The sequence below is a fragment of the Pseudoflavonifractor sp. An184 genome (assembly GCF_002160305.1).
GTDB lineage: Bacteria > Bacillota > Clostridia > Oscillospirales > Oscillospiraceae > Lawsonibacter > Lawsonibacter pullicola.
The window spans coordinates 27390-40756 of sequence record NZ_NFKI01000016.1; the positions used below are offsets into that span (position 1 = coordinate 27390).

Sequence of the window (13367 nt, forward strand, 5' to 3'; positions counted from 1 at the left end):
TCCTATGGCTCCAGCAGCATGACGTCCTGTACGTTGGGGTTGTTCCGCAGGGGGACGTCGACCCCCTCCGGGAGGCGTCCGTCGGACTCCACGATGGTGTAGGCCGTGTGGCCCTTGGCCTCCCGGAACAGGCGCATAAAGGCGATGTTCACGCCGTTGTCGCTGAGCACCTTGGTGATATGGGCCACCACGCCCGGCTTGTCCTGCTGGACCACGATGACGGTGCTGTACGCCCCGGTGAAGTCCACCTCCACCCCGTTGATGCGGACGATGCGCACCTTTCCGCCCCCCAGGGACTCCCCGCGCACCACCATGGTCTGTCCCGCGGCGTTCTCCATGCGGATGTCCACCGTGTTGGGATGGACCTCCGTCTCGGTGGTGCAGGGAGTGAAGCGGTAATCCAGCCCCCGGTCCTGGGCGATCTGGAAGGAGCTGCGGATGCGGGTGTCGTCCGTCTCAAACCCCATGAGCCCGCCCAGCAGGGCCCGGTCGGTGCCGTGGCCCTGATAGGTCTTGGCAAAGGAGCCGTAGAGGGTGAACTCCACCTTCACGATGGGGGGAGCGATCATCTTCCGGGCCAGGAAAGAGATGGCCGCCGCTCCGGCGGTGTGGGAGCTGGAGGGGCCGATCATATTGGGACCAAGCACGTCAAAGACACTGATAAAGGCCATAAGCGCTCCTTCTCTCGGTCACTGGGCCTGCGCAGCCTGGGCAGGCGCCTTGTTGATGAATTTCTGATAGATGGTCTCCACGATGACGCCGATGGCGTTGTCCCCGGACACGTTGCAGGCGGTGCCGAAGGAGTCCTGGGTGATATACAGGGCCACCATGATGGCACAGATGGGGCCGCTGGGGTCGCCGGCCTCCGCCCCAAAGACCATGTACAGGAAGGGCAGGGCGGTCATGATGGAGCCGCCGGGGGCGCCGGGGGAGGCCACCATGGCGATGCCCAGGGTCATAATGAAGGGGATCACCGTGGCCAGGCTGATGGGGATCTGGTTCATCAGGCACACAGCGGTGGAGCAGGCGGTGATGGTGATCATGGAGCCGGCCATGTGGATGTTGGCGCACAGGGGGACCACAAAGTTGCGGATCTCCGCGGAGACGCCATCCGCTTCGGCGCACTGCAGGTTTACCGGGATGGTGGCGGCGGAGGACTGGGTGCCCAGAGCGGTGATATAGCCGGGGATCTGGTTGCGGATCAGGCGGAAGGGGTTTTTGCGGCTGACGGCCCCGGCCACCAGGAACTGCAGGAAGATGCAGATCAGATGCATGAGGATGACCACCAGGAACACCTTCCAGAGGATGCCCAGGATGGCAAAGGTCTGGCCGGACTTGGTCATGTTGGTGAAGGTGCCGCAGATATACAGGGGCAGCAGGGGGATGATCACCGAGTGGAGCACCTGGTCAATGACGCCCGAGAAGTCGCTCATCCCGTTGTAGAGGGTGTCGCCGATGGTCTTGCCCCGCAGGGTGGACAGGCACAGGCCCAGCACAAAGGCCAGCACCACCGCCGAGAGGGTGTCGAACAGGGGCGGGATCTCCAGGCTGAAGTAGCTCTCCAGGGAGTTGCCGGCTGTGGCGGCGATCTGCTCCAGGGCGCCGTCGCTCATGAAGCTGGGGAACAGGGTGTCCGCCACCAGGAAGGATGCGGAGCCAGCCGCCAGGGTGGACAGATAGGCCAAAATGACGGTGATGAGCAGCAGCTTGCCCGCGCCGCTTTTCAGGTTGGCGATGCCCATGGTCACATAGGCCAGGATCATCAGGGGGATGATGAAGGACAGGAACGTGCTGAAGATGCTGGACAGGGTGACCACGATCCGGCAGAACCACACGGGCAGGAACTGTCCAAAGAGAATACCGATGATGATTGCGATAATGAGCTTGGGGAACAGACCGAGTTTGAATTTCTTCTTTTCCACAAAAACCCCTCCTATAATTTTGCTCAAATTCCCTCTTGTCTATTGGCTGATTTTAGTATATTCTGTTTGCAATAATATGTAAAATTCATAGTTTTAATAAGATGCTTTAAAAAAATTCAACAATTACTTTCTGCGGCGGAAGAAGGAGGGGCTTTGCATGGAGCTGCGGCAGCTCAGCACGTTTATTCAAGTGGCACAGTTGAAAAGCTTTTCCCGGGCGGCGGAGAGCCTGGGGTACTCCCAGTCTGCGGTGACGGTGCAGATCCGGCAGCTGGAGGAGGAGCTGGACACCAGGCTGTTTGACCGGATCGGAAAGCACATCTCACTGACTTCCCGGGGCGTACAGTTTCTGGAGCACGCCTACGATGTGCTCCAGGAGGTGAACAAGGCCCGGCTCTCCGTTTCGGACACCGGGGAGCTGCATGGGCGGCTCCACATCGGGACCATCGAATCCCTGTGCTTCTCCAAGCTGCCCGCCGCGCTGCACGCCTATTGGCAGCGGCATCCCAAGGTGGTGGTCCATGTCACCACCGGCGAACCCAAGTTTTTGATCGAGCGGATGGAGCGGGGAGAGCTGGATCTGATCTACATTCTGGACGAGCCCCGGTACAGCAACAACTGGAACAAGCTGATGGAGCGGAAGGAGCGGGTGGTCTTTGTGACCTCCGCCTCTCTGGGGGCGGAGCTGGAGGGCATTCCGGAACTGACGGTGGAGGACCTGCTGGACAGGCCGTTTTATCTCACAGAGCGGGACACCAATTACCGCCGGGTGCTGGACCGCTTCCTGGCCGCCCGGGACAGGAGCCTCACCCCCTCCCTGGAGTGCAGCGACACGTCTTTTCTCATCCGCATCCTGGAGAACAACCGGGGCGTCTCCCTGCTGCCCTGGTATGCGGTGGAGCAGAGCGTGGGGCAGGGGAAGCTCTCCTTGATCCAGGTAGCGGATTTTCATGTCACGCTGTACCGGCAGATCTTTTCCCACAAGGAGAAGTGGTGCTCCCGGGAGATGGACGAGTTTGTCCGTGTGGTCAATGAGCTGGAGGGGCTGTGACGGCCCATACCGCTCTGGGTGGGTGAGCCGCCGCACAGGGACGGGAAAACAGGCCGGAGAAATAAAAGGGGCGGAGCGCAAAATAATCCGCTGGAATCTGACGATTCCAGCGGATTTCTGGTTGCAGCAAGTGGGCGTGAGCCGCCGGACTGCGGCTCAGAATTTGAGGCGGAAGGAGGCGCTCCCCACGGAAATTTCGTCTCCGCTCCGCAGCCGGACCGGGGCGTACACCGGAGTCCCATTCACCCGCGTCCCATTCTGAGACTGGAGGTCCTCCAGATACACCGCCCCCTGGTCCAGAAAGACCCGGCTGTTCCGCAGGGAGAGCGTCTCGTCGTCAAAGGCAATGTCACAGGCGGGATCCCGGCCGATGTGAAGCTCATCCCGCAGGGTAAATTCGGTCCGCTCCGTCCTCTGTACTCCCCGCACCACCTCCAGGCGCATGTAGATGCCGACTGGAGCGGGCTGCGGGACCTCCTCCGGTTTTTTCCTGCGGCCCAGGACCACAGCGGCCAGGATCACCACCAGGACTGCCGCCCCGACGCCGGGCGCCAGGGGCAGCGCCGAGGGCTCCGGCTGCTCCTCCGGCGCCGCCGGCTGTGCCGCCGGGGCGCCCCCACCCGGCTCCGGTGCGGGCAGCTCGGTCCCGCTGTCTGGCTCCGTACCCGGGTCCTGGGAGACCGGGAGCGCCACCTGGCTCTCCGCCTGTCCCACCAGCTCCGCTCCGGAGGAGAACACCAGGGAGAGCGGCTGCTCCTCTCCATCCGAGACATAGCCGGAGAGGTCAAAGCCCAGCACGAACAGCCGTCCGGTGTATTCTACCAGCTGATCGGCGGCCTGGTCCGCCGTGCACGCCTCCCCGATCTCCCACTGGCTCCCGTCCGACGCCTCGACCAGCTGATTCAAACGGTCCAGGGCGGCGCGGTCGCCGCCGAAGCCGATGGCGTGGAGCATCACGTCGGAGCTCTCGATGCGCTCCAGCAGCGTGTCGTACGGGATCCCGCCCTGGGGGTCGTACTCCACCGCGTCTGTGAGGATGACCAGGCTCCGCAGCTCATTGCCCTGCCTGGGGAGGCTCTCAAAGTAGTCCAGCGCCTGGCCGATGGCGCTGTGCAGCTGGGTGATGGGCTCTGAATACTGCAATCCAGCCAGCTGTTCCGGGACCTCCTCCGGGGCCACGTCCTGGCCGATCACCTGAAAGCCGTCGCCAAAGGTGGCCAAGGTGAAGCGGGTGTTCTCCCCGCTGTGCTCTGCCAGACTCTCGGCAAAGCCCACCACGTCCTCCTGAAAGCCCGGCATGGAGGTGGAGGCGTCCACCATCAGCAGATAGGACACAGGGGAGCCGGCCTGGCGCACGGTCTCCAGGCGGCCGGTGGTCTGGAAGGTGCGGCCGTCCAGGGTGGCCTCCGCCCGGGTAATGGGCTGGCCTCCCTCCCCCAGGTCCACATAGGTATACAGGGTCTCTCCCGCGCCAAAGGCCCGCACGATCTCTGCCTGACCGGCGGCCGCCGCCCCCATGCTCAGGGCCGGGAGCAGCAGTGCCGCCATCAGCAGCGGCAAAATACGCTTCATGCTCATTCCTCCACAAAGACTGCGATCAGGGAAAAGTTGTCATTCCCCGGCGGGGTCCGCCGGATATGGCGCAGCAGCATCCGCCGGGCCCACTCCTCCGGCGTCCTGGACTTCAGACAGTCCACCAGCATCTCCTCGTTGTACACGAACTCCCAAAAGCCGTCGGAGCACAGCAGGAAGGCGTCCCCCGGCCGGGCCGTCCCCTCTCCCCCCTCCGGGGTGCAGATGGGGTTTCCCATGGCCCGGAGCAGGCTGGAGCGGTCGTCGTCGTGGTAGACGTCCATATAGGAGATCTCGCCCCCCAGATACTTCATATAGGTGACCGAGTGGTCCCGGGTGAGCTGGTCCAGCCGGCCCTGGGAGCAGCGGTACAGCCGGGAGTCGCCGATGTGGGCCCAGGCCGCCGTGCCGCCGCTCAGGCTCAGGGCCACCGCCGTGGTCTTCATCTCCTCCTGTCCGGGCTGCTTCTGCTGCTCCAGAATGCGGGCGTTGGCCTGCCGGAAGCGCTCCAGCAGCTCCTCCCGGCCGGGGACGGGGCTGTCCTCCCCGCCGCAGATGGCCTCCACTGCCAGCTGGGAGGCCACCTCGCCCCGGTCGTGGCCGCCCAGCCCGTCGGCCAGGACGAACACGCCCTCCGTGCCGTCCGAGGTCCACCGGAGGCTGTCCTCGTTGTGCTCCCGCCCGCCCTGGTTGGTATAGGAATAGATGGAAAGTTTCATAGGGTCACTCCAGCTCCAGATAGATGGTGTTTGCCACCTCGCCCAGATAGATCGAGCTCCTGGGGGCCAGCTTGACCGGCGTGTTGGGGGCCAGCCGCTGCCCGTCCGCCAGGAAGGTGCCGTAGGTGGAGTTCAGGTCGGTGACCACGAACAGGTTCTCCTGCTCGTCGAAGAAGATCTGACAGTGGCGGGAGCTGACGCCCGGGGTCCCGTCCTGGTAGACCAGACGGCACACCGCCCGGTCGCGCCCCACCTGGACCGGCTGGTGGTGCAGGGGGACCACCATGCCGCCGTGCTGCCCGGCCATGGAGCGGAGCACCGGCTGGCGGCCCTCCTCCGGCTGGCTCTGGCTGGGCTGCTGGGGCGCGGGAGCCGCCTTCTTTTTCCGGCTCAGCACCACGACCGCGGCGAGGACGGCCACCACGACCACCGCCCCGATGGCCACGTACATCATGGTGTTTCCGCCCCCCGCCTCCGCGATGGCATAGGGGATGTTGTTCCGGTCCAGGATGGGCAGCAGCTCGCTGATGCTCACCGCGTAAAAGAGGTTCTGGTCCAGGTCGGAGCCGTAGGTGTTCACGCCGATGACGGCGCCGGTCCCGTCGGTGAGGGGGCCGCCGGAGTTGCCGCCGCTGAGGGCGGCGTCCGTCTGGATGAGGTTCCGCCCGGTGCCGCTCTCGGTGAGCAGGCGGCTGATGCTGCCGGTGGTGACGGTGGCGTCCTCTTTGCTGGAGGAGTTGACCGCCTGGACGGTCACGTCGGCCGCCAGGGGATAGCCCACCGCGTATACCTCGTCGCCCAGCATGGAGTCCTCCGCCTGCCGCATGGACAGGGGGGCGCGCTTGTCCGTGGGCTCGGCCAGTCTCAGCACGGCCAGGTCCTTCTCCGCGTCATAGTCCACCAGATAGGCCTCCGCCTCGTCGTCCTGGTCAAAGAGCACGTGCAGCTCGCCGCCGCCCAGGGCCTTCCCCGCCAGGATGAAGTCCTCCACCACGTGGCAGTTGGTGACGATGTACTGGGGGTCCTGGCCCTCCTCCCCCACAAAGAAGCCGGTGCCCTGCCAATAGGTCATGGTCCCGTCCGCGTCCGGCGCGCCGGAGCGGATGAGGATGATGCCGTCCAGCACGCTCTGCTGGAACGCGGCGGCGGCGGGGAGCACGCTGGCTCCCACCAGCATTGCACTCAGCGCCAGTGCGGATAAGGTTCGTACCATCTTCATCGCGATCTCTCCCTTAACGTTTTCTTAGGTGCAGGATATCAAAATCCCGGTGTAGTTGTCTTGTTCGGGCAGGTCCTTCTCCCGGACCATGGTCTCCAGCAGGGCGCACCCCGCGTCTGGCTCCAGAGACATGGCCTCCAGCAGCTCCGCCGGGGACAGGATGCCGCTGATGCCGTCGGAGCACAGGAGGATAACGTCCCCGGGCAGCAGGGGCAGGGGCCGCAGGCTCTGGTCCACCTCCTCCAGGCAGTCGACGCCCACAAAGGAGGTGAGCCGCCGGGCGTCCTCGTGGCCCTCCGCCCGCTCCCTGCAGATCACCGTCTGTTCCAGCTCCTGCCCATAGAGGACGTTCAGATAGGTGTGCTCCTGGTTGAGCTGGAACACCCCCCCGCCCCGGCGCAGGAATATGGCGCTGTCCCCCACGCTGATCCAGTGGAGGGCGTTCTGAAAGACCCGCACGGCCACGGCGGTGGTGCCGCTGCGCCCGTTGAAGCGCTGGAACAGGCCGTCACTGAGGGCGCAGGTCCCCTCCCGCAGCTGGCGGGGGACGTCGCCCTCGTCGTTCAGGGCCTGAAAGAGCTGCAGGAAACCGTCCACCGCCCCCTCGCTGATCTCCCTGCCGCCCTCCATGCCGCCCATGCCGTCACACACCACGGCGAACAGGCCCCGCTGGGCCAGCACCTCCGGGTCGGAGGCGTTGAGCAGGGCGAAGGAGTCCTCCTGCCCCTCCCGCCGGCCGATCCCCTGGAGGTTGCTCACCCGGAGGACCAGATCCCGGGGACCCTCGTCCGCCGGGGCCGGCTCCGGCGCCTGGGCCGGAGGGGCGGAGCGGCGGAAGAGCCGGTCAAACAGTCCCATGGCCGTCCTCCCCTGGCTCCGGCGTCCAGGTGAACTGCTCGCCGCACAGCGGGATAAAGAGCAGCTTGGTGGCGCCGAAGTCGATCTGGTCATAGGCCTTCAGGGGCATGGGGGAGAACACCTCTTCCCCGTTGAGATAGACGATGTTCCGCCCGTCCCCGGGGAGCAGGTTGAAGCGGTTGTTCTTGTCGCTGTAACTGAGCCTGGCGTGGTTCTCTGCGGAGATGGTCCGGTCGCCGGTGATGGTGATGTCCATACGGTCGCTGCGGCCGATGGAGTTGATGCCGCCCCGGATGGTGTAGCTCTTCCCCCGGCTGGGGCCCTCGGTGCACACCAGCCACCCCACCACCGGGTCGAAGCCCATCTTCTCCTGCATCATGCCCACGGTCTTGCCCGCGCTGGTGACGCTGGCCCCGTGGGGGAAGGCGGGAGCGGGGGCCTCCTCCGGCTGGACCGGCGCCCCGTTGGGGTTGTAGCCCCTGGGGGGCATGGTCTTGGAGGGGGCGGTCACCGAGATGCCGGACAGGGGGGCGGTCTTCTGGGGCGCGGTCACTGAGACGCCGGACAGGGGGGCGGTGCGCTGGGGCGCGGTCACCGACACCGGGGCCGTCCGGTTGGTCCCTGTCACCCGGATGGGGGCGGTGCGGCCCGCCGCCGCCACGGTGATCTGCTGGTTGGTGTTGCAGTAGGGGCAGGTGGGATACTTATCCGGGTCGTATAAGTGGCCCCGCCCACATTCGATTTGTGCCATAGGGGTTCCTCCTTGCAGTTTGGTCATTCAATGGTCACGTTGGGGACATGCGACACAGGGCTAAGGTCGGTGATCCGCTGTTCCCCGCCCTCATAAATGGTCAACGTCTGCAGTTTGGTGCAGTTGGACAGCGGAGAGAGGTCCGTCAGCCCACGTTCCTGCAGCGTCAGCGACTGAAGGCTGGCGAGGTTTCCCAGAGCCGAGATATCCGTGAGAGGCGGATCATCGTACTGGCCATAGACATCCAGATAAAGCGTACGCAGGTTGGTCAAGCCGGAGAGGGGCGAGAGATCCGTGATGCCCTGGGGTGTGCGGATGGACAGTTCAACTAGACCGGTCAATCCCGCCAGCGGTTCCAGAGAGGAGAAGGACGTCCCATCGGGGCTTGAGCCGTTCCGCATAGAGAGGACGCGAAGATTCGTCAGGTTGCGCAAAGGTTCCAACGAAGCTACCGAGCACTCCATATCCAGTTCGGTCAGCTGGGTCAGATTGGCCAGCCCGTCAATGGTAAAGGGCGCTGGATTATTTCCGTGCATAGGGAGGCGCAGCACCTGGAGTTTTGTGAGCTTGGCTAAGGGGTCCACGTCGGTATAGGTGGAATCGGAACCATACATCAACAGTTCCCGCAGATCAGTCAAATTTTCCAATCCGGACAAACTGGCCACGGGGATATCCAGCCGAAGCTCCGTCAGCTTCGTCAGTTGGGACAGATCGGACAGATCCTGGTGAATAGCTGCCCCCTCGTAACTCCCGCTTATATCGAGTGAGCGCAACTCTGTCAGTTCCCGAAGGAAGGATAGGTCATCCACGATGAAGCTGCCGTACATCCTCAACTCCTGAAGCTGCGTCAAGCCGGAGAGCGGAGAGAAATCCTCCACATGCCCCAGGTTCAGGCGAAGACTGGTCAGTTGGGTCATCCCGGACAGCGCGCTGATATTGGTCAGGCTGGAACTGCTGTTGTTGCTGTTGGTACTATAAAGCTGCAGCTCCTCCAACTGGGTCAGCCCGGATAGGGAGGAGATGTCTTTTACGTCAAACCCAATACACAGATCAAGCCGCTCCATCTTAGTCAGTCCCGCCAGGGGGGACAGGTCGCCGGCCGGCGCCCCGGCCGTATTGTTTTGATAGAAGCTCAGCCGGGTCAGCTCCGTCAGCCCGGCAAAGGGCGTCAAGTCCAGTTCATCCGTTAGATATCCCTCGCAGCTGAACTCGGTCAGCTGCGGGAACTCTGCCACCCAAGCCAGCCCGTCTGTCTCAATGGACACGCCCTCCAGATAGATGCGCTGAAGATTTCCCATCTGTTTCATGGCGGCAATATCCGCATCGGTGAGCGTGCCGTCCACCAGCTCCAGGAAATTATCCGCCGCAGACACCTGCTGTCCGGCAATGGTGATGGTGGGGGCCAAAACCTCTGTCACCGGGTTTCCTCCCCCGCCCATCACCCCGAAGCCGATAACCACCGCGATTACCGCCGCGGCCGCGCCGCCGATCAGTACGGGATTCAGCTTTTTCTTCGCCGGAGCGGCGGGCTGGGCGGCCCCCGCCTGGGGCACCTCCACCACCTGCCGGCTCTCAATGGCCTCCAGAAATTCCTCCGCGCTCTGGAAGCGGTCCTCCGGCTGGACCGCCAGTCCCTTCAGGATGGCCTTGTCCAGATACTCCGGGATGTCCACCCCGCACTGGGACACTGGGACCAGCTCGTCTCGGTCCAGCCGCTCCAGCGCCTCCGGGGGCAGAAAGCCGGTTAATGCCGCATAGAAGCAGGCGGCGCAGGAGTACACATCGGTGTAAGGCCCCTGGCGGCTCCTTCGGATGTACTGCTCTTTGGGGGCATAGCCCACTTTCAGGATGACGTCCAGGCTCTTGGATTTGTCCCCGATGGAGTACCGGGCCGAGCCGAAGTCCAGCAGCTTCACCATGCCGTCCTTGGTGATGTAGATGTTGTCCGGGGTCACGTCACGGTGGATGAAGCCCTCCTGATGGACGGCGGTGAGGGCCCGGAGCACCGGGATCATCACGTTCAGGGTGTCCTCCACGCTCACCTTTCCGCCGTGGTTGGCGATGTAGGTTTTAAAGGAGATGCCCTCGATGTAGTCCATGACGAAGTACGACGTGTCGTTCTCGTCAAAGTAGCTGGTCACCGCGGCAATGTTGGGGTTGCCGATGAACTTGGCCAGGGTCCGGGCCTCCTCCTGGAAGCGCTCGGCGCCGTACGTAAAATCCTCGGAACGGTCGGCAGAGAGCACGGAGACGGTGGTGCCCTCCACGCGGGTGGCCAGTTCTCCAGGCATGAACTCCTTGATGGCCACCTTGGCCTCCAGCTGGGTGTCCCAGGCCAGGTAGGTGATGCCGAAGCCCCCCTGGCCCAGCACCCGGCCCACGATGTACCGGTCATTTAAAACGGTCCCCGCCCGCAGGGCCACCGGGTACTTTTTCTCATTTTCCGTCAGGTCGAAGCCGCAGTGGGGACACGGGCCGGACAGGCTGTCCCGCTGCTGGAAGCAGTTGTAGCAAATCTGTTCGTTCTGCACGATATTCCCCCTAATTATGAAACCAAATTATGAAACCAAACTTAAGATTGTTTGAATTTTATAGCATTTTATGCTCAAAAACAATATGCTGCTTGCATAGTACTGAAAATGACTCTGCTTTTCACTTGATTGAGCAAGCTCCATCACATTGAGGAGCAGCCAAGGCGGTGGAACGCGCATACCTGGAGAGGCCCTATTTCCCCCATCCCCCGGTGGGCGTAATGGCTCAGAACATGCCGTCTGCGGCGAAAGAGAACTGCGTCCGGTCCACCGGAAATCAGAAAATCTGAAACAAAAAATACGCCGGGCAGATGCCCCGGCGTATTTTTCGCTGCCTTGAGGAAACACTGAGTCGGCTCGTGACGTCATGACTGCTCCGCTTATCGAAGGGTGTAGCCGCCTTTGGGCGGCGGAACCCAAAACGAAAGGACATCCTTTCGGATGTCCTTTCGTTTTGGCAAAGCACTACAATCTAGATATTTCAAATTTTCGATTTGCCATCTTGAAATATTGCTCAACGGCCCTTCTGGGCCGCGCCGCTTTTGCGGCGTACGAGCGTTTTGCCGTAGGCAAAACCTCGGCGGAGGGATGGCTCTGCCATCCCGAGCATTTCAATCACCGAAGGGCGGAGACCGCCTTCGGCGGTCGGAGCCCAAAACGAAAGGACATCCTTTCGGATGTCCTTTCGTTTTGGTGGACGATACAGGACTTGAACCTGTGACCTCCCGCACGTCAACCCCAAATAGAGATTTTTTCTAACTATTTTTAATGCTTTACAGCACTATTCCCTCCAATCCACTTACTTTCCGTCACTCTTTAACCACAAGGTTTCCGCCTGTTCCACCGCCGTCTGTGGCTGGTTGTGTGGTCAAACCGTTGGGAGAGTATACTTTTTCGATCTGACCGTTTGCACAAATGTGGTCAGAGTGCGGTTTTCTGCACCGCGACAGTAATCGGCCTACTTGCTTTTGGCAAGTCACCATGGAACTACTTTTGCGATGGTGTTGACAAAGAGATCATGCCTCCAATGTGTAGTATGCGCCCGCTCCCTTTCCCTGCAACGTCAACTTTTGATTCTTCACCAGCCGTTGCAGAATGCGAAATGCCTTTGCCGGAGAAACATGCAGTAATGCAATTACATCCGCCCGTTTAATGGACTTCTGTTTCCTGGCAAGCTCCAAAACCAATTCTTCATATCGAAGTTCGTCAATTCCTTTTTGCCGGATATACGCAGCTGTATTTTCTCTCCCGTAGGCTTTCGGGCTTAACATATAGTTTCTGCCGCGACCATTCCCAATCGCTTCTACCAATCCAGATTCCACAAGCGTCTCCACAACAATTTTAATACGGCTTTCATCCCGTTTGAGTGCCTCGGATATCTCACGGAGCGTTGCCTGGTGCATTTGTTTCACGGTGTTCAGAACAAGAAGCGCATAGATTGGAAGCGGATGGCCCAAGCGCTGCTGTTCCTCTGAGATCATCCGGACAAAAGCTCTATCCGGCATACCTCTTGGGATAAAAAGACGAACGCTGGTGCTGGTCGATCTGGAATAGTCAGGGAGCAGGCGTCCATATAATAGAGAGCCCTCATAAATTCTGTCGATGCCTCTGCCCGTTCGCTCTGCCAAACCAATTCGCTTCAGCGCGTCAGCCAGGACCGGATTGCGGCCATGCGGCTCCGCGTCCAACAAATTATCCGCATTGATCCCCTCAATAAAGCCGCCAGGATTGCTGATCAGCATTCCCTCACTGTTGATTTCCACACGTACTCTGCCCAGCATAGAATAGTCACGATGGCAAAACGCATTTACCAAAGCCTCTCGAAATGCCCGTTTATCAAAATCTGGGATGGAAACACGGAACAGTCCCTCTTCCATTTCCGCTTCATGGTTCCATGCAGCAACATACTCTGTAATCTTTTCAAAGGCTGAAAGAATCGGAAGAAAAAACGACTCATTGACTCGAATATCGGTTCCCTCAAGCACCTGAATTGCAGTTTCTGCCGTCGGCATCAGCGTCTTCAGACGCTCCGCCTTTCCAATCAGCAGCAATCCTGTATAGGTAGGCACAAGCTTTTTGTCCACCTGGACGACCATTTGCAGCGCTTTGTCAAGTTCTTCGTTGTCCAATTCCAGGAGAGCCGGTTCCCCCCGATATTTTCGGATGATTTGCCGAAGCCGCTCCCGCTCAACAGGGTCTAAATCCTGATAATCACCATCCGGAACCGGCTGCGCGGAATAGTCAAAAAGGCTCAAATCTGATAGCCGGCCGGCAATTTCATAGGGATACATCGGAACATTCTCTGGAGTTCCATCCGCTTTGAGGCGCCTTCGCTGCATTTTCCCGGAAGACGATGCGGTAATACTGGTACGGCGGGGAACAGCGATTTTTAGAATCGGCTTTTCCAGATCTAAAATTTCGCATCGGACCGGGACCGGTGGGACAGTTTTATTGGCAATAAAAGCGGCCAAACGAGTAATATCCGAATGTTCTTTATGCAATCCCGTGATCTCGCCATCATCCTCTACCCCAAGGTAAAGATCTCCTCCATCGGTATTGGCAAATGCAACCACTGCATCGATGATTTCTTGATCTGCCAACTTCTTTCGATCACTTTTGAACTCATGCGTCATATCTTCCCGAAAACCAATGTTCAATGCAATCACATCCTTTAAACGCACAATAACACACGCGTGTGTCTTTGTCAACAAAGAAAACACACGCGTGTGTTATTCGAGCGTTTT

General features: G+C 60.9%; 10 protein-coding genes. 1 reads left to right on the top strand and 9 read right to left on the bottom strand.

Annotation, left to right across the window (positions count from 1 at the left end):
• Positions 1 to 2 precede the first annotated feature (2 nt).
• Positions 3 to 671 carry an L-serine ammonia-lyase, iron-sulfur-dependent subunit beta gene (gene sdaAB / locus B5F19_RS07325; RefSeq protein WP_087289448.1) on the bottom strand — a complete coding sequence of 223 codons (669 nt, stop codon included), beginning with the start codon at positions 669 to 671 and terminating at the stop codon, positions 3 to 5.
• 18 nt (positions 672 to 689) lie between these two features.
• Complete coding sequence (locus tag B5F19_RS07330) at positions 690 to 1922, bottom strand: dicarboxylate/amino acid:cation symporter (RefSeq protein WP_087289449.1); 1233 nt, start codon at positions 1920 to 1922, stop codon at positions 690 to 692.
• A gap of 157 nt (positions 1923 to 2079) precedes the next feature.
• Here B5F19_RS07330 and B5F19_RS07335 point away from each other — a divergent pair, with 157 nt between their 5' ends.
• Positions 2080 to 2973 carry a LysR family transcriptional regulator gene (locus B5F19_RS07335; protein WP_087289450.1) on the top strand — a complete coding sequence of 298 codons (894 nt, stop codon included), beginning with the start codon at positions 2080 to 2082 and terminating at the stop codon, positions 2971 to 2973.
• A 156-nt stretch (positions 2974 to 3129) separates the two neighbouring features.
• On the opposite strand, the gene B5F19_RS18250 is transcribed toward B5F19_RS07335, so the two are convergent.
• The 7 genes from B5F19_RS18250 to B5F19_RS07370 all read right to left on the bottom strand — a co-directional run bounded on the left by B5F19_RS18250 (position 3130) and on the right by B5F19_RS07370 (position 13280).
• Positions 3130 to 4545: an FHA domain-containing protein gene (locus B5F19_RS18250; protein WP_087289451.1), complete on the bottom strand. Its 1416-nt coding sequence runs from the start codon at positions 4543 to 4545 to the stop codon at positions 3130 to 3132.
• A gap of 2 nt (positions 4546 to 4547) precedes the next feature.
• Complete coding sequence (locus B5F19_RS07345; RefSeq protein ID WP_087289452.1) at positions 4548 to 5264, bottom strand: PP2C family serine/threonine-protein phosphatase; 717 nt, start codon at positions 5262 to 5264, stop codon at positions 4548 to 4550.
• A gap of 4 nt (positions 5265 to 5268) precedes the next feature.
• Positions 5269 to 6483, bottom strand: coding sequence for a trypsin-like peptidase domain-containing protein (locus B5F19_RS18255; protein ID WP_087289453.1), 1215 nt, complete (start codon positions 6481 to 6483; stop codon positions 5269 to 5271).
• A gap of 24 nt (positions 6484 to 6507) precedes the next feature.
• Positions 6508 to 7341, bottom strand: coding sequence for a protein phosphatase 2C domain-containing protein (locus tag B5F19_RS07355; protein ID WP_162612542.1), 834 nt, complete (start codon positions 7339 to 7341; stop codon positions 6508 to 6510).
• Positions 7328 to 8092: an FHA domain-containing protein gene (locus B5F19_RS07360; RefSeq protein WP_140394181.1), complete on the bottom strand. Its 765-nt coding sequence runs from the start codon at positions 8090 to 8092 to the stop codon at positions 7328 to 7330. The genes B5F19_RS07355 and B5F19_RS07360 overlap by 14 nt, the downstream gene beginning before the upstream one ends.
• Before the next feature lie 23 nt (positions 8093 to 8115).
• A complete protein-coding gene (locus B5F19_RS07365; RefSeq protein WP_140394182.1) occupies positions 8116 to 10623 on the bottom strand; it encodes a protein kinase in 2508 nt (835 codons plus the stop codon).
• A 1016-nt stretch (positions 10624 to 11639) separates the two neighbouring features.
• Positions 11640 to 13280, bottom strand: a complete 1641-nt coding sequence (locus B5F19_RS07370) for an RNA-binding domain-containing protein (RefSeq protein WP_242972725.1) — start codon at positions 13278 to 13280, stop codon at positions 11640 to 11642.
• Positions 13281 to 13367: the final 87 nt, after the last annotated feature.